The 25,885-nt window shown below is 38.2% G+C and carries 25 protein-coding genes; 14 read left to right on the forward strand and 11 right to left on the reverse strand.

Going from position 1 to position 25,885, the window contains the following annotated elements:
• The first annotated feature begins 21 nt into the window (after window positions 1–21).
• From QQL36_RS05275 to tnpB (QQL36_RS05295), 5 genes are all read left to right on the forward strand, one after another.
• Window positions 22–513, forward strand: coding sequence for a hypothetical protein (locus QQL36_RS05275; protein ID WP_321569216.1), 492 nt, complete (start codon window positions 22–24; stop codon window positions 511–513).
• On the forward strand, window positions 498–1,148 hold the full coding sequence (locus QQL36_RS05280; RefSeq protein ID WP_321569217.1) for a hypothetical protein: 651 nt from the start codon (window positions 498–500) through the stop codon (window positions 1,146–1,148). Before QQL36_RS05275 ends, QQL36_RS05280 begins: the two co-directional genes overlap by 16 nt.
• A complete protein-coding gene (locus QQL36_RS05285) occupies window positions 1,129–1,596 on the forward strand; it encodes a hypothetical protein (RefSeq protein WP_321569218.1) in 468 nt (155 codons plus the stop codon). The genes QQL36_RS05280 and QQL36_RS05285 overlap by 20 nt, the downstream gene beginning before the upstream one ends.
• 245 nt (window positions 1,597–1,841) lie before the next feature.
• Complete coding sequence (gene tnpA, locus QQL36_RS05290; protein WP_321569219.1) at window positions 1,842–2,165, forward strand: IS66 family insertion sequence element accessory protein TnpA; 324 nt, start codon at window positions 1,842–1,844, stop codon at window positions 2,163–2,165.
• Between the two features lies 1 nt (window position 2,166).
• Window positions 2,167–2,406 carry an IS66 family insertion sequence element accessory protein TnpB gene (tnpB, locus tag QQL36_RS05295; RefSeq protein ID WP_321569220.1) on the forward strand — a complete coding sequence of 80 codons (240 nt, stop codon included), beginning with the start codon at window positions 2,167–2,169 and terminating at the stop codon, window positions 2,404–2,406.
• Here the strand turns inward: tnpB (QQL36_RS05295) and tnpB (QQL36_RS35580) are convergent.
• From tnpB (QQL36_RS35580) to QQL36_RS05310, 4 genes are all read right to left on the reverse strand, one after another.
• Entirely contained in the window at window positions 2,310–2,534 is a 225-nt protein-coding gene (tnpB, locus tag QQL36_RS35580; protein WP_415751054.1) for an IS66 family insertion sequence element accessory protein TnpB, read from the reverse strand. The two genes, tnpB (QQL36_RS05295) and tnpB (QQL36_RS35580), sit on opposite strands and share 97 nt — an antisense overlap.
• Before the next feature lie 3 nt (window positions 2,535–2,537).
• Window positions 2,538–2,864, reverse strand: a complete 327-nt coding sequence (gene tnpA / locus QQL36_RS05300) for an IS66 family insertion sequence element accessory protein TnpA (RefSeq protein WP_321569221.1) — start codon at window positions 2,862–2,864, stop codon at window positions 2,538–2,540.
• 239 nt (window positions 2,865–3,103) lie between these two features.
• Window positions 3,104–3,454, reverse strand: coding sequence for a hypothetical protein (locus QQL36_RS05305; RefSeq protein WP_321569222.1), 351 nt, complete (start codon window positions 3,452–3,454; stop codon window positions 3,104–3,106).
• A gap of 1 nt (window position 3,455) precedes the next feature.
• Entirely contained in the window at window positions 3,456–3,908 is a 453-nt protein-coding gene (locus QQL36_RS05310; protein WP_083730628.1) for a hypothetical protein, read from the reverse strand.
• Window positions 3,909–4,398: 490 nt separating this feature from the next.
• Here QQL36_RS05310 and QQL36_RS05315 point away from each other — a divergent pair, with 490 nt between their 5' ends.
• Entirely contained in the window at window positions 4,399–4,797 is a 399-nt protein-coding gene (locus tag QQL36_RS05315; protein ID WP_321569223.1) for a PDDEXK nuclease domain-containing protein, read from the forward strand.
• 453 nt (window positions 4,798–5,250) lie between these two features.
• Window positions 5,251–5,400, forward strand: coding sequence for a hypothetical protein (locus QQL36_RS05320; RefSeq protein WP_179091415.1), 150 nt, complete (start codon window positions 5,251–5,253; stop codon window positions 5,398–5,400).
• A gap of 91 nt (window positions 5,401–5,491) precedes the next feature.
• Here QQL36_RS05320 and QQL36_RS05325 read toward each other — a convergent pair whose 3' ends face one another.
• Window positions 5,492–6,382: a LysR family transcriptional regulator gene (locus tag QQL36_RS05325; RefSeq protein ID WP_083730442.1), complete on the reverse strand. Its 891-nt coding sequence runs from the start codon at window positions 6,380–6,382 to the stop codon at window positions 5,492–5,494.
• A 100-nt stretch (window positions 6,383–6,482) separates the two neighbouring features.
• Between QQL36_RS05325 and QQL36_RS05330 the strand changes: the two genes are divergently transcribed.
• The 3 genes from QQL36_RS05330 (at window position 6,483) to QQL36_RS05340 (ending at window position 10,367) form a co-directional block, all read left to right on the forward strand.
• Window positions 6,483–7,742 (forward strand): serine hydrolase domain-containing protein, encoded by a 1,260-nt coding sequence (locus tag QQL36_RS05330; RefSeq protein ID WP_321569224.1) that lies wholly within the window; start codon window positions 6,483–6,485, stop codon window positions 7,740–7,742.
• Between the two features lie 3 nt (window positions 7,743–7,745).
• Window positions 7,746–8,906: an MFS transporter gene (locus QQL36_RS05335; RefSeq protein ID WP_321569225.1), complete on the forward strand. Its 1,161-nt coding sequence runs from the start codon at window positions 7,746–7,748 to the stop codon at window positions 8,904–8,906.
• Between the two features lie 765 nt (window positions 8,907–9,671).
• Complete coding sequence (locus QQL36_RS05340; RefSeq protein ID WP_321570543.1) at window positions 9,672–10,367, forward strand: Fic family protein; 696 nt, start codon at window positions 9,672–9,674, stop codon at window positions 10,365–10,367.
• A gap of 20 nt (window positions 10,368–10,387) precedes the next feature.
• Here the strand turns inward: QQL36_RS05340 and QQL36_RS05345 are convergent, their stop codons facing one another.
• A complete protein-coding gene (locus QQL36_RS05345; RefSeq protein WP_321569226.1) occupies window positions 10,388–10,801 on the reverse strand; it encodes a hypothetical protein in 414 nt (137 codons plus the stop codon).
• A 6-nt stretch (window positions 10,802–10,807) separates the two neighbouring features.
• Window positions 10,808–11,209: a hypothetical protein gene (locus tag QQL36_RS05350; protein ID WP_321569227.1), complete on the reverse strand. Its 402-nt coding sequence runs from the start codon at window positions 11,207–11,209 to the stop codon at window positions 10,808–10,810.
• A gap of 221 nt (window positions 11,210–11,430) precedes the next feature.
• Between QQL36_RS05350 and QQL36_RS05355 the strand changes: the two genes are divergently transcribed.
• The 3 genes from QQL36_RS05355 to QQL36_RS35585 all read left to right on the forward strand — a co-directional run bounded on the left by QQL36_RS05355 (window position 11,431) and on the right by QQL36_RS35585 (window position 14,661).
• A complete protein-coding gene (locus tag QQL36_RS05355) occupies window positions 11,431–13,119 on the forward strand; it encodes a hypothetical protein (protein WP_321569228.1) in 1,689 nt (562 codons plus the stop codon).
• 438 nt (window positions 13,120–13,557) lie between these two features.
• Window positions 13,558–13,926 (forward strand): hypothetical protein, encoded by a 369-nt coding sequence (locus tag QQL36_RS05360; protein ID WP_321569229.1) that lies wholly within the window; start codon window positions 13,558–13,560, stop codon window positions 13,924–13,926.
• Between the two features lie 603 nt (window positions 13,927–14,529).
• Window positions 14,530–14,661, forward strand: coding sequence for a hypothetical protein (locus tag QQL36_RS35585; protein WP_415751068.1), 132 nt, complete (start codon window positions 14,530–14,532; stop codon window positions 14,659–14,661).
• Between the two features lie 139 nt (window positions 14,662–14,800).
• Here QQL36_RS35585 and QQL36_RS05365 read toward each other — a convergent pair whose 3' ends face one another.
• Window positions 14,801–15,205: a hypothetical protein gene (locus QQL36_RS05365; RefSeq protein WP_321569230.1), complete on the reverse strand. Its 405-nt coding sequence runs from the start codon at window positions 15,203–15,205 to the stop codon at window positions 14,801–14,803.
• A gap of 119 nt (window positions 15,206–15,324) precedes the next feature.
• On the opposite strand from QQL36_RS05365, the gene QQL36_RS05370 reads away from it, so the two are divergent.
• The gene (locus QQL36_RS05370) at window positions 15,325–16,107 is read left to right on the forward strand and encodes a transposase (RefSeq protein ID WP_321570544.1); all 783 of its coding nucleotides are present in this window, start codon (window positions 15,325–15,327) and stop codon (window positions 16,105–16,107) included.
• 19 nt (window positions 16,108–16,126) lie between these two features.
• Here QQL36_RS05370 and QQL36_RS05375 read toward each other — a convergent pair whose 3' ends face one another.
• The 3 genes from QQL36_RS05375 to QQL36_RS05385 all read right to left on the reverse strand — a co-directional run bounded on the left by QQL36_RS05375 (window position 16,127) and on the right by QQL36_RS05385 (window position 25,775).
• On the reverse strand, window positions 16,127–21,685 hold the full coding sequence (locus tag QQL36_RS05375; protein ID WP_321569231.1) for a DUF6443 domain-containing protein: 5,559 nt from the start codon (window positions 21,683–21,685) through the stop codon (window positions 16,127–16,129).
• A 23-nt stretch (window positions 21,686–21,708) separates the two neighbouring features.
• Window positions 21,709–25,131, reverse strand: a complete 3,423-nt coding sequence (locus QQL36_RS05380) for a hypothetical protein (RefSeq protein WP_321569232.1) — start codon at window positions 25,129–25,131, stop codon at window positions 21,709–21,711.
• Between the two features lie 407 nt (window positions 25,132–25,538).
• Entirely contained in the window at window positions 25,539–25,775 is a 237-nt protein-coding gene (locus tag QQL36_RS05385; protein ID WP_321569233.1) for a phospholipase D-like domain-containing protein, read from the reverse strand.
• Window positions 25,776–25,885: the final 110 nt, after the last annotated feature.

Genomic DNA, 25,885 nt, shown 5'->3' on the forward strand with positions numbered 1-25,885 from the left:
CCAATACTGACATTTGGGTATATGCACATTGGAAAAGCATGGCTCAACATAAGTAAGCTCATTGGTTCGCTTTCCGCAGATTTAGGTAAAACGGGGCAACAATTCAGTTTTAAATACCATAGGGACTGGCTTGAGTCTGCAGAGCAGTTGTTGCTGGATCCGGAAATAGGATGGTATACAGGCACACAATATCCAATAGAAAAGGAGAATTTTGGTGTGTTTGTAGATTCCATGCCAGGCACCTGGGGTAGAAGATTAATGCAGAGAAAAGCCGCACAATCAGCAAGAGAAAAAAATGAGCACCGACCACGTTTAACCGATTTGGGCTATCTCCTCCAGGTTAGTGACTTTACAAGAATGGGAGCATTGCGCTTCAAACTTCATCCTGATGGTCCTTTTTTGAACAACGATAATGAAAAGCCCATTCCCCCATGGGCACATATTCGTGAGCTGCAGCAAAGTGCAGAAAAATTTGAGGCAAATCTGGTATTACTAACGTGGATTTTCAGGTAAAGCTGAAATTAAAGAACGATTCTGAAGTTTTTAAGGATTTAAAGGGATTGCAAAATGAATTAATCAAACAGTTTCCAGGTTTGTTCAAAGATGTGAGAGACGGTAATACTACCTATTCTGGTTCCATTAGCATTGAATTTGTAGATGAACTGAAGAAGGGTGTAGATTTTGGAACCGCTCTTGTTGACGATCCAGGTACGCCTGGAGGAGGATTGACAACTTTTGTAAATACAAAAGTTAATGGGAACACCGTTAATCCATATGATTCCAGAAGTGGCGTAGCTCTTAATACTCCTCGCGAAACAGCCACTGTGGCACGAGATATACTTCATGAATTAATTCATACTGCAGGACCAAATCACACAGATGACGCAAATCAGGCCACAGATATTCAAATAATCGCAACACCTATCATGGCTCCCGACGGATCCCTAATAAGAGTAAACAGAATCCTTGGTCCTGGAGCCCGTTTGGATTTGATAATACATAACATAATGAGCTATCCGGGTATTAAACTTAATGGGAAGCCAATAAACGAATATGTACCGAATAAATTTGATCGAAGTAAGGTAAGTCCAGGACAGATACTTCAAATCATTAAACAAATAGATACCGATGAGCAGAAAACGAAATAGGAGAGTCCTTTTAATCTTTGCATTACTATTTTATTTCTTTAAGTCAGTAGGGCAGCAATATAGTTGCTGCGATAGAGAAATCAAACCTTTTATTGAAGCCTTTAGGGAAGCAGAATCAGGGGAAATGGACTATACAGATACTTTTAAAAAAAGTATACGCCTGATTTTTGAAAAGGAATTTGATGATAGTATTATGGTGATGTTAGATGATAGTATTATTTACAATTCCATGATTATAACAAATAAACCTTATGCTCCCAGGGCTAAGTTTATTGATGTGGATTATTCCATGAAAAAAGATACACCATATTTGGTTATTAAAAGAGCAGATGGGAAATGCATCTGGTTCTATCTGATACCAGGTCATCGTGTTGCCTATATTAACTATTTTAAAGACCCTGGTGTGTGGATGGTAGAATTGTCAAATATACATAGGCAGTATATTTAGGAAATAATAAAATTAGGAACTGTGTATATTTCTATTAAGTATTTCGCAACATAATAACTGTTGCAAAAAAAGGCCTAATTCTGTCTCAAATAAAAAAAGCCTCTAGATGTGAAATCTGGAGGCTTTTTTATTCTGCGAAACTGTAAGTATTCGGACCTCGGCATTCCAGAAGTAAGCATTCGACGCGGAGCATTCTTACCTGCTAAAGAATAGCATCTAACTTTGCGTTCGAAAGAATAGCAAAAATGAAACAGAAAAAATCTTCATTGGCAGGTCGCCATCATTTTAGCGAGCAGGAGATCATTTCTGCTCTTGAACAGTTTACTCAGGCCGGCAATATTAGTGTAAAGGAGTTTACTGCCGCATTTCAGATATCAGCTGCTACTTTCTATAACTGGCGAAAGCGTTATGATAGTCAATTGATGGAAACCAATTCACCGGGAGGGTTTATTGAAGTAGACCTGTCGCCAGTTCAACAGGAATCTATTCCGGGAAGCATTTTTGCAGAATATCGTGGTATAATATTTTACCAGCGTGTAGAACCTTCATATCTAAAAGCCCTCCTGTAATATGTTATCACTAAGCGGTTATCGTCTTGTATTATGGAACAGTGCGACAGATATGCGTTTGAGCTTCAACGGATTGTCGGGTCTGGTTATCAATGAAATGAAAGAAGATACATTTCAGTATGGAACGTTATATGCATTCTTTAATCATCGTCGTACACAGGTTAAGATCCTGCTTTTATGTAAACATTTACATAATCCAAGCATCTTCACCTGGGTGAGACGACCGTTAAAAAACAAATAGATGATACCCTTAGCTAATGGATCAAGTGCCATTTGATTACGAACGATGCCTGATAACCCATTTATTCCCATCCGCATATCCGCTGCAGATGTATAGATATAAAAATTATAACCAGCTAATGACAACATTGACTAATGATTTAGCAAGGTGAGTAAATATTCTGCAGGCACAGGTTGATAAATTGCAATACCGCGCACTTCAGCAAATAAGTTTGAATTAACAGGCTCATTTGATGATGCTACAATTTTTACGGGAAGTATTGCTGGTGGAGATGATGGAACCGGTGAAGTATTGTTTGTTTTCTTTAACCAGTAATAAAAACTGCCTTCACTTATTTGATGAGCCCTGCAGTATTCGCTAATAATCATGCCGGAATCAGGCTGCTGACGAACGTGGAAGGCCATGTCTACTTTTAAGGGAGAACCAGGAAGAGATTTTCGAATTTGCTTCTTTCGCATCGTTTTAATTTTGATGCAATAGTCGGTATATTTAGTTACTATTTGGGAAGGCCGAGAACCGAATACTTACACCCCTAACCGCCCCGTAGACATTAGCTCGTGGATGTACGATAAAGCCAAAGATATAGATGGTGGCTTGCAAATTTTCGATAACATTATTCACTTTGATTTTTTGAGAAAGAGTATGCATACCTGGTACAAAGGATTCGGGAGTGTTATTACCCCCCTTTTGTACTTAATTATTTATTTTTCTTTGTCATAACACTATCTACATATTGCCTGGTCAACAGACATCTATTATTCCTGTACCACTTTTCCCAGTGCCTGATAGCTATATTGTAGTCTTTCTTTTTCCTGAATCCCACAGTGCTACTATAGTCGGCATTGGACCAGTATCCGGTCACTCTGCTTATATAAGAGAGCGATTTTCTATAATCGGATACGTAGGTCGTCTCATGTCTGTATTGACCTTTGATGACATTTAAATGTTGTCTGAATTCCTGACAAGTTTTATCATCAATAGTTTGACAGGTATGCCGATTACATGAAATTAAACCTACTATTAATGTGATATAAATTACAATTTTCATATTATTCAGGTATGACTTTTTTATTGATTTGCATGTCTTTTGATTCAACAGAAATTCTTTCTTCAAGAATTGTATTGTCTTTTTGCCTGTAATACTTATAATAATAAGGATTGTTATGAAGGAAATCAACTCTATTACCCTCCGAAATCTGTTCTTTTTCTCTTAATCTGGTATTTCCATTTACCTGGTTTTCTGCATTGATACCTGCTTGATGATCGTCATTAAAGCGTGCATCTTTAGTAGCTTTGTCATTAGGATCAACACCGGATTTTTGTAACTCAAACTGTTCAACTAATTCATGAATTAATACTCCTTCCGCTGTTCCTCCGGTTGTTGGTTCTGCATCGCTAATAGAGTTATGTTTTTGTATATCATCAAGGTCAATAGCACCTTGTTGATATGATCCAATATCTATTTTGGCAGAATTCTTATATGCCCAGACTGTTTTTTTCATTATACATGCTAATTGTATACGGAATGGGTCTGGGATGGTATATGATGTCATCAGAGAACCAAGAGTTTACGAATAAGGGTATATCCTTTTGATGCTCATGACAATATAGCAGGAGAAGATACAGGGAAACCCGGGTTATAGGTTGGGTTTGATAATAAAAGTAGTTATAGTTGTAGATAAATATTACAACACGTATGTTGTATAGTTGAATGATTGACGGTCTTACAGTACCCTATTAGAAATTAAATCCCTTAGTAGAATCGGAAGGACAGTGTTATTACTTAACTGGTCACTATCGTTTTGATATTCAATATTTTATGGCTTTAATGATTTTTTTTTGACTTGATAGTTGTCAATAATTAAAATAATTTTGCTGGACATTAAACCAATATTGGGCTAAGCGGTCGGGCTAAAATTTTGTAATAGATGAGTCATGTTATTGATAAATTCAATTCCTCTTTGTACGATTCCATTGCTAAGGTAATAGCCCATGCAAGGACAACAGTTTATAGGAGCATTTGTGGCCCGCCAACAGCATATCGTTACTGATACTTCTGATTTTTACATTGATCTGGTTTTTTATAATTATTATTTGAAGTGTTTCGTATTACTCGAGTTAAAAACACATAAACTTACTCATGAAGCCATTGGTCAGATGGATATGTACGTAAGAATGTATGATGATTTGAAGAAGAGCGATGATGATAACCCTACGATTGGTATTATTTTGTGTACAGAAAAGGATGAGACTATCGTAAAATATTCTGTATTGGCAGAAAATCAAAAGTTGTTTGCTAGCAAATATCGATTATATCTTCCTGACGAAAATGAACTAAAGCAATTGATTGAAGAAGATAGGATAAGATATGAGCTTGATAGTAAATTATAGTGAAGTTGGGCCGATATAATATTTCAAATCATTTGTCAATCTCTAAATTTCCTGGCCGAATCTACGGGCAGCTTACATAGCAGGTAGTTGTATGGCCTTGAAAAAGTAATTTACTCAGAGGATTATCAATAATAGACGGAGGTGTTTAGAAGCTCTTTCACCTCTTATTTTCATTAAACCGAAATGAAGTTTAGTGATTTCGAACCAACAGAATCCTTTACCAGGTTGAATTCTAATTCTTTGGGGCAAAAAGAGAAAATTGGATAAAACTACAAGATCCGCTCATAGAGCGGGTCTTGTAATTTTGCGGCCCCAGGTATCGGAACCTCGAACCAGATTATGCAGGATTGGATGGATTTAGGTAGTGTTTAGGCCCCAATGAGCGAATATAGTATGCTAAAAGTTCGAGGTTGGTATAGTTGCCATATTTGTAGCGCGATATAATTTAATACGATGTATGAACTTCAAAATATCAAAAAAGCTGATCAAATTATTTCAGAGATTCAAGAGGTAATTAGCAATTGGAAGGAATACGCCGAACAACAAGGAGTTAAAGAGGAATTAAAATTGGCAATCGCTAAAACACTTTTAACCTCTATTTAAGCTGGACGTTGTATGTAAATAAAAGAGATTATTGAGATTCCTTAATTATAATAATCGGCTAAAGAAGCACTTTTTTATAGCACTGCTTCTTTTAAAACGCAGCATATAACATGCGGGCTATTTTTATCTGTTCTGTTGTTACCCTTGTTTTGTCGTATACCAGAAATAAAGTGTTTTCAGTAGTAACATCCCCTTTCCAGATTAATTTCGTCTTCTTTTCATTAATAAGCTCAGTGGCAAGGTAATCCGCCGTAATAGTTAAGCCCGACCCACCACTTATGCCGGCCAGAATAACCTGCATATCAGGAATTGTAAATCTTGGCTTAATAGCCGGACGTTTCCTGAAATTATTAAGCCAGAACCTGCGGATAATAGGCAGATCGGAACTGTATGCAAACCATACCTGCTCAAGCAACCATTCTTCCACCATTTTCCAATCCTTTTTCTTAACATACTTATCAAACGTTGAGGTATCCATTGAAGGATTTCCGACAATCACAAAATTCTCTGTCAAAACAGGTTCATAAATAAGATTCTTTGTTTCCACTTTTTGGGTAGCAATGACAAAGTCAAGTTCTCCTTTGGGAAGCATGGCTACAAGATCTTTGGTAAGGCCAAAAGAAACTATCAGACTGGATGGAATATTTGTAATGAGTCTGGAGGAAATAGCATGGAAGAATTCTTTAACAGCACCTACCCTGATAATAGGAAGTTGCGAAAGGCAGCAGATTGCCTTGAAATCTATCTCCACTTCTTCCAGTTTTTCTAATGATTCGACGATCTGGGTGTAAAACAATTTGCCATAATCTGTGGGTACCAGCCGGGGTTTTCTTTCAAAAAGTGGTTTGCCCACATGTGCTTCCAGTGCCGATAAATGTTGGCTCACATTAGGCTGTGATATAAACAGGGCTTTTGCGGCAGCGGTAAGCGAACCAGTCTGATATACTGCCTTAAATGTCCTGTACCATTCTAAATTAACCATTCTTCAAAGCTATAAAATATTTTATGAGATATGATAAATCACCTTATTTTCTTTATTGAATCAGGAGAAGCAACTTTGCATCACAAATAGATATTACAACATGAAAACAATAGCATCTTTTTTTGTCCTTACATGGTTCTGTATAAGTACGGCTTATAAAGTATATGCGCAAACTAATACACTGCAAACCCAGCGAATTGATAACCTCGCAAAAGCACTCATCGATAAAAAACAGGCTGCTGGTATTGATATCCTGATTCTTAAAGATGGGAAACCGTTTTACAGTAAGGCTTTTGGCTATGCAGATGTAGAACGGAAGCTCCCAATGCATACCGATCACATTTTTCGTATTGCCTCTCAAACCAAAGCGATAACCAGTCTGGCCGCTATGATGCTTTGGGAAGAAGGTAGGTTCATGTTAGATGAGCCGGTATCGAAGTATATACCGGACTTTAGAAATACAAGAGTGCTGGACAAATTCAATGCTTCCGACAGCACTTATACAACTATTCCTGCCTTAAGGGAGATCACCATACGGGATCTTTTCAGACATACATCAGGGCTCTCTTATCCAGTCTTTTCCGGCAACCCGGAGATCAACGCCATTTATGCCAAAGCAGGAATCGCTACAGGCATTGGCAGCAAAGGAAGCCTGAAAGATCAAATAGCATTACTTGCTAAACAACCATTGGTGAATCAGCCTGGCGACAGATTTACTTATGGACTGAATAGTGATGTGCTGGGCTATCTCGTTGAAATCTGGAGCGGCTTACCATTGGATGAATTCTTCTATAAGCGCATCTTTGAGCCACTGGAAATGAAGGATACCTACTTTCATCTTCCTCAACAAAAAGCAGATCGTCTGGTAGCACTTTCGGTGAAGAATAAGAGTGACAGCAATTATAAAAATGTCAATAAGCTCATTTATGAAGGTAATGACCCCAACTATCCTCTCATGAAGAACATATATCTCTCAGGAGGTGCAGGATTGGTTTCCACGACGGCTGACTATGCAAAGTTTCTTACCTTATTTCTTAACAATGGGCAGGTTGGCGGAAAAAGATTGATTGGCGCAAAGACTTTGGAGCTGATGATAACAAATCAACTTGCTAATAATATAATCAGGCCCGGATCGCTTCAGTTCGGATTAGGAGTTGCCTTGGTTACTCCGGAGAACAAATTTATGCAAGCCATCAGCATTGGTTCTTTTTATTGGGGAGGGATATTTAACACTCATTATTGGGTTGATCCGAAGGAAAACCTGATTGGCCTGATTTATACGCAGGAATATGATGCCTACTCCGAAGACATCGGGCATTTATTTAAAAACGTGATTTATTCCACACTTGACAACCATTAATGCATGATAAAAAATGTTGCCTACATCGGATGCCTGGGCATGATGGGTGTTATTACCACTGAATTTGGAGTAATCGGCATTTTACCTCAAATAGCCGGATACTATCATATTTCCATAGAAAAGGCAGGTGTATTATTGAGTGCTTTTGCATTGGTGATATCTGTTACAGGACCTTTTATGACATTACTGACATCCGGCTTCGATCGAAAAAAAGTAATGATGATAGCAATTTCTGTTTTTCTGATAACAGGAATAGTTTCCTCATTTGCTCCTTCATTTTGGTTGCTCTTATTAGTGAGGATATTGCCTGCATTTTTACAGCCAGTTTATATTGCGGTTGCTATCGCTGCTGCAACTTCAGGCGTACCAGAGAAAAATAAAAATGAAATGATGGGGATAGTATTAGGCGGCATTGCTATTACAATGGTTACTACGGTACCTATTGCAACCTATCTGGCAAGCAGACTTAGCTGGCAAGTGTCCTTTATGGTACAGGCTGCAGTAACCCTGATAGCACTATTTGCTATTTGGAAAGGGCTGGCACCTATGCCAGTCCTTGAAAAGAGATCCTATGGAAGCCAGTTGAAAATACTTACCCGGACTACCTTTATCATCAGTATAGCAATGAACTTTTTCATGATTGCTGCCTGGTTTTCTACATACAGTTATTTTGCCGATTACCTGAACAAAACTAAAAACATGACTCCTGAAATGGTAAGCTATATGCTGCTACTATTTGGCATAACAGGCGTTTTCTCAAACTGGCTTTCCGGAAAGATGCTTGGCAAAAGTGTTCCGAAAACAACTGCATTATTCTTATCGGGTACAATTATTATTCCCTTTGCATTATATCTCTCAGACGGCAGTACGACAGCAACCATTGCCGTAATAGCTTTGTGGGGATTTTTTTATGCTCCCTGCTTCTTAAATGCATCCGCTTATATGATTTCTGCGGCCCCTGATGCTTTGGAGTTTGCCAATAGTTTGGCTACGTCATTTGGTAATCTGGGTGTAGCAGTGGGCACTACGGTAAGTGGATGGTTCATCTTTTATAAGGGGATCGTGATTGCTCCCTGGGTTGGAGCTGCCTTTGGTATAACTTCTTTAGTAATGATTGGCCTTAGAGCCGCTTGCTACCGATCAGGTTCAAATAAAAATTACTGACTTCCTTAACATGATTACATCCTATCTCTATTGGCTGGCGAAGTAGGCAAGAAACTCAAGAAAGCTTTTATCTGGAAGTCTGAGGGAATGAAGAATGATGAGATGTTACTTAAATTAAAGCAATTGGAGTTAAGATGTATAAGCAACAACTTAGTAGCGTGTTTCAGAAACTCTTTTACTGTGGTATTATCAATTATAGCTGCAAAAGCTGATCTTTCCTGACGGAATTATCTATGTTCGCAGATCTGTTAGGCAATACAGAGGCAAATGAAAAAGGACAAACCATCTTTCGATAATTTGTCCTTTTGAAAGCGGGCTACGAGGGACAGGTTTCGAACCAGTTTATGGAAGATTTATCTGAGATTCACAACTTTATTGGTAAAATGAAATTAAAAATCTATTGAAAGCCCGTTAACGATCATATATCATTTATATCCTGGGGTAATACCTGGTTTGAGATCGAAAAATCAGTATTACCAAATCATCTTCCAAAAAATATGAGTGACCAGCTACCCTATATCTACATCTGACAACAGTATTATATTATTGATAATTAATTGATTAACTGATTCTTTTTTTAGTTAATACTTGTCATGTATAAAAAACCGAATTATCTTTACATGACAATTGCCTCATGTATAATTTCTATGTATGAAACCTGATAAGCCATATAAATGATCTTATTCCACTGCCTCCACAAAGAACGATGATAGAAACCCTGCCTATATTAAGGCAATTGGTTAATTCGTCAGTGGTTTTAGCTGAATTAAAAGGGTTGGTAAATATTTACCCAACCCCAATATTTTGCTCTATGCAGTTATATTAAAAGAAGCAAGTGTTAGTTCAGAGATTGAAAATGTTATTACCACTCAGGATAAGCTTTATCAGGCATTATCTGCTGATGCATCCTTAATTGATCCGGCAACGAAGGAGTTGTCTCGCTATCGGGAAGAAGTTTTATATGGATTCAATTTTATCAGGCAGAAAGGATTTTTAAACACCAACTCAATTGTCAGTATTCAACAAAAGCTGGAAGAGAATAATGCAGGTATACGAAAATTACCAGGAACAGCATTGCGTAATGGAGCTATAGGAGAAGTTATTTACACTTCCCCTGATGACTATGATACCATCCTTAATCTGATGAAAAACCTGGAAGAATATTTAAATGATAAAGATGATCTTTCTCCCCTTATTAAACTGGCAGTGCAACATTATCAGTTTGAAAGTATTCATCCCTTCTATAATGGTAATGGTCGTACCGGAAGACCAAAGCGAGATCGATTTTACCAAACGACCAAGGCTGTAGAAAAGGTGGTATATTTAAGTCTAATGCAGGCACAAAAAAAATGGACCATGCCCCAAAGGGAATGCCCCAATATGTTATTACAATTTATTAATAGTTTTGGTCAAGAGCGATGCAACCTCTTCAAATCTAAGAACGATAGTTTACACAGTTAACTTAACACTCTCACTTTATTCTAATCTTTTGTAAACTGATTAGGTGAAGTAACATATAAACCCACTAAGTTCTTACAATAAAAAAGATCCCATATCACCTTTTTACCTTCAAGTTCTATTAATACCCCTCCTATACTAATTCCACCTATATGCAATTTCCCACTTATTCTCGATACATCTAAATGTGAAATTAGTTCCAAATCATAATATCTCCTCTTCCGAATAGGTATTCCTACGTTTGAATTATTTTTTTTTGAGGCAATTTTGAAAAGTTTTTCATCTCTTTTAGCATATATAATATACACTGATTCTACAGAATCGATACGTTGTATTTTATACCTATATACAGGATTGTGGATGGTGTCAAATAGCGATTGGGAATGCACTTTGATTGAAAAAAGTAATATAAATAAAATTCCTAGGTATATTTTCATATTTTTTTATTGATGATATTGGATATAAATGATGTTATCAGCCTTACCCTTCATTCTGTTATAATAAATAGTTTTTCCTCCATGAACTGGTCCTTCAACATCATTACCATTCGCATCTTGGAAGCCATTGTATTGTATGCCCGCTTCTTCTGCCGCAGCTTGGTGTGCCTGTTCATAGATACTATTAGGAGTACCTGCTGCTCCGGAGCCCTCCCCTCTTTGTAAAGATAATTTACCTGCCTCGAAGGACTCTGTCACTTCATCGAGCATGTCTTGTCCTGGTTTTCCATAGTAATTACTTTCACTACTGAGTTGAATAGGATTTACTTGCTGTAAGGATGTAGCAATATTATGATCTCCTGCACGGACAATATTTGTTCCAATATAGGCGCCACCAACTACTGCCATCAGAGTTTTGAGGATCGGTTGTGTTTTTAATAAAAGCCTCCAAACTTTCCATCTGAAGGCTTCTAATTTCTGCTAAACGTTGCCGTTTATTTGGCAGAGAAAAACGATAGAAAATAATAGGAGTGGTGAAAGATAATTTTTAAGATACTTATTTATTACACTTGTAATATTAAACATTTTAATTTATTGATAGTCAAACATTCTTATCCAATTAAATACCTATGTCCAGGACACTAGTAATTGCATTACTTAGCATTCTTTTACCTAATTTATCAGCATTCTCACAAGAAAACAAGCCACAGATTTCCAAAAGTGATGCTTTCGAAGAACCCGAAAATGGTGCCAGCAGGATATTGTCCATGAAGAATGGGAATACCTTGCTTTTTCATTTTACCCCGAAAAAAGGAATATACGTAACTGTATTCGATGCAAAACATCATATAAAAGCTACAACAAGGAATAAAGTGGACGGTTGGAAAGCGAAAGCCTTAAGAACATGCAGTCTGAAAGGTTACTTTGAAATAAATGGTCAGCCGGTGTTTTTTCTTACGCATAAAGAGAGAAAAAACACTGAGTTATGTAGACTCATCTTTAATACCCAGACAGGTGGGCTGACAAAGAAGGATGTACTTGCGGAGGTACCAGGTGTCGATTATACTGATTTTTATGGAACGGAGCATTTACCTACTGAGGCAAATCTGTTCGAGGTAGCGAAAGATCCGAATTCCGATAACTATGCAGTGGCAGCTTTTCGGCCGGAAGAGGCGCATAGGAAAATAGCCGTGATGCACTTTAATCGGAATAATAAGGAGATTAACAAGGCATATTTCGAACTTCCTAAAAGCAGGTATAATTACCTTATCAGCCTGAACCTGAATGTAATGGGAGATCAATCTGTATTTTTAAGTGCCTATGCTTATAGTGTAGCATCGAAAAGGGTAGAATCATCCAAAATCCTTACAGGGATCCTTAGAAATGGTAAAAAATCATTTGATTATCAATTTCTTGATTATACTGATGGATACCAGAATGTGTTCTCCGTTGTAAAATACCATCCCACAGATTCCTCTTTGTACCTGCTGACTGCAATGGATGCAAGAACTTCAGCTCATCCTGCTATTATGGATCTGAAAGGACCTGCTGATAGTTATGCACTGGAGATGAGTGTCATTGATCCTGTTTCCCTGAATGTGAAGAAGCACTATCTTGTTGAGCACCCCGTGCTATCAAAATATGTATCTGACCATTTGCATCCAAAGGATGCTTACTTTGCAGCCATTCAGGATTTCAGGATCAATGATGATAATACGATCACTTATCTTTTTGAAAGGCTGAGTAATCGGACAGTTACTACTAACTCTACGACTGTGGACGCAAAGGGGCATTTTTCGTCAACTACCCATGTTTACATAACTGGTCATTTTGGAGATATTGGCATCATGAAAGCCGATAACGATGGAAAAGAGCTGCAGAGCTTTGCAATTGCTAAAAACCAGACAGATGGTGCTTATACAAGCATTTTTAACCAATACCACAGACAGCAGGATGACTGGCGGTTTAGGACAAAGGGGAGGTATTATACTACACCGGATTTCTATTCTTATGATATGATGGCGGGATATGTGATTTATAATGACTATCCAGAAAACATCGACACCAAAAATGAAGAGACTAAATCAAAAGAAAATATGCATGCTGTGAGTGAGTCTAATACCGTGCTGGCGAGCTTTGATGGGAATAAGGTAACGAAGACATATTTGTTTGGGAAGCCAAATAATACAAAGGAGAATAGTAATTTCTGCCAGCTGACGATGAATACGCATGTCAATGATGGAAAGACACTGGTGACAATGATGATTGAGAAGAGGGGGAGAGAGAAGAAAGCGTATTTGGTCTGGGTTAATTTATAAGTTTGCTTTTAGGGGGAGAGGATTTATTAGTGAATTTGACCACATTCTCTGAATTTTACAGATTTCTGAATTAAATAGTTGCATGCCTCATAATGGAGAGGATTTGAATATTCTCCTTGTTTTCGAGTGTTGCTTTTTTGCAATTACTTAATTATAGCCCACAAAAATCAATTTCCACAATAGTTTTATCATCGCCAAAACGGAGTATTTCATCGTCTTTATGACGGATTGGTTTAATCACACTGAATAAGGTGCCGTAATAATGTAATCTCCGGACGAAATAGGAAGGCTTTTTGCGTAGCACTTCTTGAAAATAGAGAAGAAATTCTTGCCTACACTAAAGGTTTGTTCGGCAAGTTTACTCCATTAGTCTGGCTTAACCATGAATGGTCTACCTCATGAGACTCCAACCAGGTTGTATTTTCCGCAAAAGGTGGAATGATCGTTAAAAAAAATGGAAGACCTTATAAGAATGATTATGTTACAATATTTGAGTTTGATGGTTACAAGATCATTCGCATGTATGAGTATGGAGCTGCATTCTTATATTTTAGTCTCAGGATTTTACAGGTAACTGGTAATAGTGGACATGGGCAATCAGCGCAGCTTTCTATTTATAGTGCCGGACGGGAGGATAAGGCATTGAAATTATTAAACCCTTCTCTGGAAAATCTGGTAGCGGGGAATGTAACGAGGATGTATGAATTGATAGCCGGGGATATAAGGAATGGAACTCGTAATGCACCGACGTTTGGTGATGCAGTGTCGTTACATACGGTGTTGCAGGAAATTGAAACCAACAATTAAACATACCTGTTTATCGGCACTAAAAGCGATAATTTGAATTATCGCTTTTAGTGCCGATAGCGTTGAAATTTATAGGAATAATAAAAAAGCCTCCAAATCTTTCGACTTAGAGGCTTTAAAGCTTGCGGGCTACCGGGGACAAAGTTCGAACCAGTTTAGAGAAGATTTATCTAAGATTAACTCGTTGGTTTGCACAAATAATCTATCAATTTGATATTTATAATTAATTTATCCAGAATTTTAAAACTAGGGTAATTTTCACCTTCGTTTATAGAACGGGGGGGCGGAAGATCAGAATATTTGCGCTCATTATCTGATTATGGGCAAATATTATCAACGACCCTTAACAAAAAATTTTATAATTCAACCATTTCATATACTGGTCGGTCGTAATTACCTCCGGCTAAAGATACAATGGTATTTCCATCCTTAAAACCTCCCATTTCTGCTTTTCACTTTCTGTAACCAATTTTAGATTTTTAGAGATACCTGGTTCAAAAACCAAATCCAGCCATTACTGCGAGGTGGCAGCTTCATCATCCGCTTTGCGGATGATTTGGGTTCCCTGAAGGCATCAGAAAGATCATATATACAACTATCCTGATTAAAAATGTCAACTGGGGTATTCGGAAGTATACCAAAGCGAGATCCATTTTACCAAACGACCAGGCTGTAGAAAAAGTGGTGTATTTAAGTCTGATGCAGGCACAAAAAAATGGGCCATGCCCCAAATAGAATAGCCCAATATGTTATTACAATTTATTAACAGTTTTGGTCAGGAAAGATGCAATCTTCAAATCTAAGAACGATAGTTTACACAGTTAATTTAACACTCTCTAATGGGACACCTTCTACTTTACGAAATCTTATTCTATTACTGTTGTGCCATAAAAAACATAACACTTGTCATTGAAGAAAAGGCATTCCCTTTTTCCAAATCAAGTAGATATTTATTGTTTTCCATGTCTGTCAGTATAAACTGACTTCTACGGGCTTCAGGGCTATCCCAGCAAAAATGCCCGTCATCCAAATCTGCAACCATTATCTCATGGCCTTCTCCATTCCGGGCAAACCTGATTCTCCTCTTGGTAATTAATACCCAGTTATCTTCATCTTTTTTGTAAATAACCAGGCCTTTTTCATCCTCAGGAAGTCCTTTTAGCTGTAACGTATAGTTGCTTTCATTTTCTTCCGTTATTATTTTTGTCAACTCACCTTCGCCACCATTATTATTAAATTTTTTTAAAATAAGGTGAGGTCTTTGTTCTGTTCTTTTCATTGAAGTTGTTTACACTTTTTGAAGGAAAAAAGGAAGTCCCAGGAATTAAGGATTTTTGTTTTAGCAAATAAAAACGAATAATTCTGGGACTCATAGACGAAGATAAGGTACGAGATTGGATTTTACCACATTTAAGCAAAGGCAAAAGAGGCTTTAAGGCCAGGATAGATTTAGTAAAAGTGGTTCAGTTGATTTTAAAGCGAATGAAAACAGGCTGCCAGTGGCGAGAGTTGAGTATTTGCGAATATTTTGATAAAGGGGCGACCTCGTGGCAAAATATTCACAGGTATTTTTTAAAATGGAGTAAAGACGGTTCATTCAAGAGGGCTTGGATCAATCTTTTATCTTGTAATAAGAAACTGCTGGATCTGTCAAGCGCCCAGTTAGATGGTAGCCATACACCAGTCAAACGTGGTGGCCAGGCGGTAGGTTATCAAGGCAGAAAAGCTTCAAAGACCAGTAATAGTTTGTTCTTATGTGACAACAGAGGTCAGATGCTGACGGTATCAACAGCGCAAAGTGGAGAGCATAATGACTTATACGATATAGTGAAGCTCTTTAAAGAAATGATCGGGGTTCTGGAACAATCCGATATCAATTGCAATGGAATATTTGTAAATGCCGATCCTGGATTTGACAGCGAAGATTTAAAACAAGTATGCATTGACTACGAGATTGAATTAAATGTAAAACCCAACTTGCGAAATCAAAAGAAGCAAAGTGATGAATACCGATATTTTGATGATCAACTTTACAAAAGACGAACAAAAATTGAACATGCCAATGCCTGGATGGATGCTTTTAAAGCATTGCTTGTCAGATATGAAAAAATTGTTGAAACATGGATGGCATTGCAATGGCTGGCTCTTATAACCCTTTTTTGTAGAAAATTAAAAGTATAAACAACTTCATTAAATAAAGTTAATAAATTAAAATCTTTGTCATCTTAATTCCTTCAGGCACAGCTTCCTGGATTACTCCAAATTTTGCCCACTTGGCCGCCATTTGCTCGCTATACTTAAATGCTTCGGCGTATACAGAATAACCATATATTTCTAGCCTTGATGCGTGAGCAGCTCTCGCTTCCTGTTCCAGAAATTCCATAACCCGTCTCAAGCCACCAAGCTTTTCCCTTGCATTTCGGGGAAGCTCTATGGAAAAAATATGCCTTACAAAAGCACCATCTTTCATTCCTTTTACACCCCAAATTTTAGCATTTCCAACCATTTCAACCATTCCCTTATTTTCCATGCGTATTCCTATACCAAACATAACTTCTTCCATTTTGAGACCTCTCCTTGCAGCTTGAGTTGCAGCAGCAAAATTTTCTGTTTGCCTGAACGATCTGAGCATTTCTGCTTCATGAGATACTGCGCCAGCAGCTTTACCTGTTCTACCTAAAAAACCAGATGCGGCCAGATAACCAGCACCCTGTACTAATTTATGAGTACCAAACTCCCATGTGAAAGCATCTGCTGCGCTAGCTATTGTCGAGAAGCTTTGACCTTCAGGTGTCTCAAACATCTTCTGCTGACACTCTTTGGCCCAAGCCTCCTGGCGTCCTATTTCCTTACAACCAAAACAAGCATCTGGCAATACAATTGCTGCATGCTGATGATCAAGATCCTCTGTTATGGCGCCCGGTATTACTGGCACTTTAACTGGCTGACTAATCTTCAGCGGTTGCAACATGTTGATCTGAGGAATTCCTTCATGACGAGCCACCACTTGCACCACCAATTGCTCATATCCCTCAGTTACAAAGTGTACGTTACTATAATCCGATGTATAAGAGATAGAATTGACAGACGCTTTCTTTGCAGAGACTTCAACCGGATTTAACCAGCTCCCCCCTTTCAGACTAGCAATGCTTTGTTCATCCAGCGTATTCATCAACATCTTCAACCACCATGGTGGATCATCTCCGTGTGTATCATCACCCATTGGATCACTAAGATTCACCGGATTATCCATCATACCATTATACCCTGACATTGCGGCATACTTGGCGGCTACCGGATCAATCTGTAACCAGCGGCCCAACTGAGGGTCAAAAGTCCGATAAAAGGCATCATAAAGATCAAGCTCAAAATCTGTTATTTGTTCGATTCCGTTATACAGGAAATTATGCTGCATCCTGCCCAGCGCTTTGCTGCTCAGGCCTGTAATCTGCATACCGTAAGGATAGTATGCTTCCTCCTGTAATAAAGGACCTGTTTTATGTTGAATAACCAGATCATCGAAATAAACATCTGTATTGCTTTCATTGCTGATATATACATATAGATACCCGTTTTTACTGGCAGTAATCTGCCCGGTCAGGGCCGCCACTGCTCCAGGAGTACTAACTCTGACAGTATTACCACTTACCAGCTGGAAATTGTCATCAAACAGCACATAATTAAGATATGCTTTAGGAGTTGTGGAAGGAAGATTTGAACTTTGTTCATTGCTGATAAAGTTGGTAAAATCATCTTTATTTAGCAACAAGCCGTTAGCACCCTGGAGGATATTTCCCTTTCCATTATTTACAACACTGGTTGGCCCAAGCAGTACATTTATCAGTTGGCTTACTACATCAGAAGCAACACTATTGGAGGTATTATTATCCGTTGAATTTGTCGCATAATAAGACATGACCCCCATATTAACCTGATCTCCCGCCATTACGCGTAACACCTTACCAGTCCCAATTCTGCGCTCAGGATCGGCATAATTCAGTTTTACAAATTTACGGTTAGTGGTGCCGTTATAGTCATAAAATTTGTTACCCTGCGGAATATCATCTACATGCTCAGGGAAACTGAACAATTCACGCTCAGGTAATAATGGTGCCGGAGAAGGATTGTCTTCATGTGTAGCTTTATAACCATAGGTATTAGCCTCTTCTGTAAGTACCGTACGTGTATTGCCCAAATAATCCTTCAAGAAATAATCAAATACGAATGCATTATCCGTGTTTTTCCTGACGCGACCTCCATCAAACACTACAAATTGTAGTACGTTGTCTTTGTACATCGCTCCACTCAGCATAGTGTAAGTATGAGTTTCAGTACCATCACTTACCACTCGTTTGAGAAGATTGCCTGATACATCTCTTGTAAAGGTGATATATTTATTTGCATCACTGGTCAGACTTATTCTATCTGGCTTGCCCAGCAGATAATCATAACTGATGGTAATACCTCTATTCTTATCTCCGATTAGGTTCCCATTATCATCATAGGTGTAATCATCAGCGGTAGTTCTGCCACTGTAATTCTTAAAATCGCCCTGTTGCTTATCACCCTGTGAATCGGTTACCCTTTTTAGTTGATTACTGTTAGTATTATACTCATAAGTAAGATCATCCACAGTTGTCTTGACTTTTCCCGCAAGAACACCTTCCTCCTTCATTTTGATCAGATTACCTGCTTCGTCATATTGAGAGGACATGGTATAATCTTCTTCACTATTCAGCCAGTTATCATTTGTATTCTGCGAGTAATCAGCTTTAGTGAGGCGGCTATGACTGTCATAGGTATAACCATATGCGTTTGCTGCATCGGGACTTCCCTTTCTGCGCCAGGTAACTCCGGAGATGCTGCCATCTTTAGGCTTATTGGTAAACCCATTCTCATATGCCAGCTCCATGCCAAGGTAATTATTGCCCGATTTACTCTTCGAATAATCAGCATTCACTCCAATGAGACGACCCTTCAGATCATAGGTATAGTTCTGTGTCTCAATACCATTGCCTATTACAGTGGTTTTTATTTTATTCTGATTATCATAAGTGTTCTGTGTTAACATTTTTTCTGTACCCGGAGCGCCACTGCCAATAGCGTAATAAGTCTGCAATAATTTCCCTGATTCATCATATTCCATCCGCTTCTGAGTGATCAACAATGGATCAGTTGTACTCTGAGGATTACTAATGCGGGAATAAGAAGATAATGGCGTTCCATTATTGTCATAAAGTAATGTCGTTATATTAGTACCACCCTGAATGTTAGTGGATGCCATCTGTATGATCTCCCCTTTCTCACTATAATATAAAGTGTGCTTCAGCCATTGATTCGTGGCAGGTACAAGCAGCTTATATCCTGTCATTTTACCAATAGTATTTTTAGAGGGCTCACTGACAGTTACAGGATAAAGATTGCTACCTGCATTCAGTGTATAGTTTTTATCGAATGCATGCGCTTCCTGCCATTTGTAATTATCATAGTAGTATACCAACAAAGGTTTAGCTCCACTGATATTGGGCACGGGATTGCTTATTGTGAAATTGTCCGTTACATTTACCGCATTTGGATCTATTGACACAGCCAATTCTCCACCTGAAGTACTTTCGTAACCTGGTAAAAAAGTCACACTTCCAGATGCTACATAGGTTGAAGTGTTATCGTTGTGGTCGATATATATATCTTTATCAGCAAGTGTCGTTACTGAGACAATACTGCTACCACTTACTAGATCCATTTGCGCCTGAAGACCTTCACGGGTAGCAGTTGCATTCTGATACAATGACATCACCCGTATCCTGTCCTGACTATCATACGTGTACAGTATCCATTCACCCTGATTACGACTATTCAGCGTTTGGTCTTGTACTAATACTAATCTGTCATTTACATCATATACGTAATTAGATGTTCCTTTTCGTCCTGCCCCTTCCTCCGAAACTAATCTTCCTTTGGCATCATAATAGAACTTATATCCCAGCTGCTTCAGTAGGTTTTTATTATCAGTACTAACAGAGAAGTCCCAGGTTGCATTATCCCACCAGTTCTTAGTTGCAAGTGGAGGAATAATATAACGCAAATTCCCCATATCATCATAGACATAGTAAGTGCGCAGTTCATTTTTGTAATTACCATCTGCCCCCTCTCTGGAAGACATCAGCATTCTGCCATACAGATCGTAGAATTGTGTACTATAAATACCATTTTCATCTGTGGATTTTAGGACCAAAAGGTTTCCATCAGCATATTCTGCGACACTTACAGGAACATCTGTTTCTGCATCACCAATTTTCCATATTCTTACATGTTCATTACCTGTATTTTTAGTGATTTGGGAACCTGAGCTGACGTTTGTACCTATTTGATCTTTTCCGGGCAATTGTATTTTAAAATAACGGGATGCCGGAGATGCTTCATCCAGGTACTGACTATAAAAATAACTATCCTTATTTTGCGTCAATGCATTATAATAGGCTGGCTGTGCTGTCTTTACATCAGTTCTGAATGTACCCTGACTGGTACTGGTTGTAGCAGCCAGATAAGGGAGATGTCTTACCGTCTGACGCCCAAACTGGTCATATTGAGAAACCTGTACAAGGTCAGTATTGTTATTACCTACCTTTTGTAAAACTGATTCCAATACTCTGCTAAGACCATCAGAATAAGCTACATTCACACGTACATCTCTTTTACTGCTTAGTGAAGTCAACTGAGAAGCACTCGTTACCCCCGGTTTAAGTACAGTAAATCCTTTAACACTATTAAGCTTCGTTGCATTGACAGCACTATAATCGGGAGGAGTGAGCTGTGTTTGAGTACCTGCGCTGGAAGTGGTAACAGGAATATTTGGCGCAACAGCAGCTTTCACAAACACCTGTACTGTATTGCTGCTGCTGACTTGTGAACCTGAAGTTACTTTCTTTCTAAAATATGTAGTAGCGGAGAGTGCTGGTGGCTGATAGCCCGCAGCTGTAGCTCCGGAAATAGCCATCCAGGTCATCTCATCAGGGGATGACTCCCATTGATATGTATAACTATCGGTACCTCCGGCTGGGCTAATTGTTGTTGTAAAAGCAGCAGGAGCAGCACCGGCCGTTACAGTCTGGGAACTATTGATTGTACCGGCAGTCAGTCTTTTACTGATATCTATAGTCAATACATTTGAATAAGCTTCATTATATTGATCACTTACTTTTCTGCGGATATGATATTTCTGACTAATAATGGAACTCCCCTTACAATCCAATCCTGTAGAACCATAAATGGGCGTCCAATTAGTACCATCAGCAGATTCTTCCCATTGATAGGAATAGGCAACACCAAGTGCTGCACCTTTTCCTCCTGTGGCTGAAGAGGCATTTACAAAACCTGTATAAGAAATAATATCGTCCTTCACAACAGAAGTGATATTACCTGTGATAGTACCACCATTGATTGGGCTATAAACCGGCGCATTAAAGCACACGTCCATATCCATCGCACTCACAAAATATACGGCACTCACATAACCGCTACCAGCAATATTCCATTGAACTTTTACTGAGGCATTGGTGGAAGAACCCACAATTGTCCCGCCGGAAGACACTGACCAGTGAACATTAGAAACATTTAAATCTGTAATATTATAAGTTTCGGTTGTTCCTACAGGTACGGGACTTCTATCGGTACATTGGGCCAATAAATGGTTACTACAAAACAGCAGTACTAGCAACACCATTAATGGACGTCGAAAAATATAGGGAATTTTTTTCATCTTAATTTCTTGGAAGTTAAACCTTATTGTTGTCCATATTGATACTCTGAATGTGAGGTAAGGTTCCTGTCACTGTCATAAGTATTGGTCAATCTGCCCAGATTATCATATTCATAATAAAGTGCCATATTCTGAGCACTCATTGTACTGGATACTTCTGCCTGAGGAGTATAAGTAGTACTGTTTATTACCGCTTCAACAGGGTATAAACGCAACTCATCTAGTTGACCTGTTCCAGAGATAGTAAAACCAGAAGTATTGCTCAGCTCAAGTATTTTGAGTGTCCAGCCATTTCGGATAATGATAGCTGTTTCTGAAACAACAGTAGCGCTATTGATCGAAATACTTGCATTTTGAGACCAATAGGACAAATAATAATGCTTATTGGCATCCAGACCTGATTTTGAAATATTTGTTAGGCTTGCCATGTTAACGGCATAACTTCCGGTAGGCGCTGTACCAACATTGGTTGGGGAAAAACTGGAGCCTGATGTTGTTATTACCCAATTGCCCATTTGGCCCGGTTCAAAGCTACTATAGGCTATATCATTGATACTGGCATTCATAGCTCCTGCTATAACTTTTTCATTATTGTCGTCATAAATAAATGAAGTCATCTTGCCTGATGCCGTCTGTGTAGATACTCTTCCGGCTGCATTAAACGCAAAAGATTGCGCTTCCTTAAAGTAGGTAGTATTTCGTACCAAATTCGCAGGATCAAATGCACCTATTACACTTTGAGCAACCGGGCTATTACTTCTGAACTGATAAGTCTTCCCTATCCTGATATCACCATTACTAATCTTTGAAAATTCCCCAATCTCACCACTTACCAGCTGTGCTTCAGTTCCGTCTTTCAATAACCATGTTTCCTGAGCCACTGGTGCACTGATAATATTATTATCGGTCAATGTCTTTGTAATACCTGTACCAGTGTAATTGTAGGGATAATAGGTCCGTAGCTCTTCCTTTTCATTCAGGTTATTGGTTTTAGTAACTTTTATAATATTATTATAAGTATCATACGAATAATCTTCCCTACTCAGCATAAAATCAGGACCAGTATATACTTTTTCGGTTGTATATGCTATTTGCAGATTTCCTGTAATAGGATAATATGTTTCAGTATAAAAACCCAAACCGGAAGCATTGAAAGCATCCTGCGTTGTTACGAGGTAACTTTTGGGCTTATACACATTAGACGCAAAAAGCGGGTCCTGGGATTCGTTGACTTTAGCATTATACCTGTTATAGGACTCACTCACCAGCTCACCATTTTTATTAAAGACTGTTTTACGCTTTAGTGCGCCGTACACCCAGGGAAGACAACGCTGTTTTTGGGCATAGGTGATGGCAACTGATGGATAATTGATTGTAAAATCTTTATCAGAAGTAAACTCATACACTGATTTTCCCATGTTATCACTCGTACTTCCTTCATAAACTTCTACCCTTGAATACAGATTCGGTAGCAGATTCTGGCTTTTAGGGTGCGCACTGAGGTAATTTTGATAAGTCGTTGTAGTTGTTTTAACATCCGAAGTAATTAAATCAAATATTATATATAATGCAACTGATTCAATGGTATTATTCAAAATAGGACCAAGTTGATTACCGATAGAGGCATTATATTTCTTAGGATCATTAGCCATTGAATTCACATTCTTACTAAATGTTCCCGCAAAATATGCACCTACTAATTGTTGCCCTACTGAAATTGCAGTTTTATATCCCATACCGGCAAGAAAATAACTACCCTTGGTCGGAATATTCAATGTATTGGTAACGTCCTCTTCATAAACAGGCTCTTCATATCCCCAACATGAAGTAGTAGTTCCGTCTTCCTGCACATATTTATAATCACGTAAAATATCGCTATTAATATTATTACCGTCTGACAGAATAGTTTGCTTCACCCTAATTCCTGGACCATTCACTTCCTTAGTACCATTCCAGGCTTTGTTAACTTCATACACATAGGTAAGCACACCTCCATTAGGATATTTGATCCCCGTAAGAGTACCTGCTCCCATAATATTAATAGTGCCAATCACAGTTCGGTAATTCGCCAAACACAAATGTTGAATATTTGTATATATACCTATATCCGTATCAAAAGTAGAAGCGGTAAGACCATTGTAATAACCATAATGGTCCATCGCAGGTGTCAACCTACCCGGAACGCCCAAGGTACTTGTTCCAAGGTTATAAGTGAATTGATAAGGGTTATCTGCTGTTTGGTTTATTCCAAATTTACGAAATGATTTCAGGCATAACCTTGCATTTGCGGCCTCGGTAGCGGTAAAACCATAGGTAACATCCCGCAGGTTGGTCAAAGCGAAATACTGATAATCGAATTTATACCCCATTACTACAAAATTATCTTTTAAAATATCGATCTGTAATAATGCTTTATCGCCGGGTAGGTCAATTCTTTCTGTACTGGAGTAACTAAAAACAACCTTATTATTATCGGGTAAAGTAATGTTCAGCAAGCGCTTCATAATCCCACTATATAATGGGGTTATACGCTGAGCAACTATCTGCGTCAGCGAGCTACCATTAGGACTTGGGCTTTGGCTAAAAACGCCCTGCACCTCAGCAGTATATGCCAGATTGTAATCTTCATAGTTAAATGATATTTTTCGGTTGGTTAACGGATCAGCAATTTCTGAGAGATACCAGTTATTAACCGAATAATAATCCATTATGAGGTTACGCTGTTTTACAGTATAAGTTTCCAGATTGGCAGGGGCGGGATCCAGTACAAATCTCTTCTGGTCATATCCCTGGTATAAGATAATTTTATCAAGGACTTTCTCACTAAAGGTATAACGGATACCTTGTTCATCTGTAATAACAAATTTACTAAAGCGGGTAAGAATTTTACTGGCAGAAAGATCTTCTCTTATGATTTCAATTTTCAGGTTACTGTTGTCAAGTATTTTAATACTTCCATTAGTACCCACCAAGAAACTACCGTTTCTTCCATTAAAGCTAAAGTTAAAGACGTCTGCCTCCCTATCATCGCAGATACTGGGGTCTCCACGATAGAACAGGACACGTTCTTTAGTAATGGGTATCCAGGTTGCTCTTATGTTCATAGCTGTGTTACTCCAGCTACTATACAATCGCCCGGTAGATATCACATAACCATCCAGTGTTCCACCAACCTGATCGTCAGGCTCACCTCTTGTAGACCGTGTGATTACCCCACCGGCTTGTAACTGCCAGCCCAAGCCGGTATTAGAAGCCAATTCATTTACGGGGATACCATTGCCGCCTGTGTAGGTTAGATTGATTGTGGTATTTAGACGGTCGCTGTTACCATAGGAATACAACGGGAAATTTACTTCTGCCCTTCCCCTTGGCAGGTCTACTTGTGCTGATGAGTATTGTAAAGCCCAAAAAAATAACAAAGAAAATAACAAAATAAATTTGTACATAAGTATAAGTGGTTGGGTATGGGAAAAACAATTCGGCTGTCTATTGAGATTCATAACAACGTTCACAAATAACAATGCTAAACAGAATAAATATACAGGACAAATATATAAATATAATTATTCAAAAAACAAATATTATTTAATGACTGAAAGCTATTACCTATTTATTGGGTAACAGGAAAATTCTGAGGGGATAAGAAGAGTAAGCGATTCTTTTTTAATAAAGGGGGGCTCAAGACCCAAAAAAGAAACACACCCTTTTTAAGTTGTTACTACAAGCAGATTGTAACATCAAGTTATGTCAAGAGGAAAAGATCTTACTATAACATATTTCTAAATAAGCTTTTGAATTTCACAATATTTCACCACTCCATTCGCGACTAATTAATAAGCTTATTGATTTTCCATTAAATAAATTCTGTTGAAAAATTTTCGGCATTTTCTCTACCTTTTTCAATTACAAATGTTTCTTTATTGTATTGGGATTTTTTTGTCCAATTATAAGATCCATGTATTACAACTTTTAAATCAATAATGCAGAATTTATCATGCATTATATTGGAATATGGGCCAGAAGGTTTTTTAAGATAAGTATCAAAATGCTTGTCTATATTCAAGCCTGCTTTTGGGTTGAATATAGACAAGCATTATTATTTGAACATTTACTCCCTTCATTTTTTTTATAAATTTCCCGAAGAATAACATGGTCGGTAATCCAAGCAACTGCTACCCAAATTAAAAATTTTGCTTGTTG

Source organism: Chitinophaga sp. LS1 (assembly GCF_034274695.1).
Lineage (GTDB): Bacteria > Bacteroidota > Bacteroidia > Chitinophagales > Chitinophagaceae > Chitinophaga.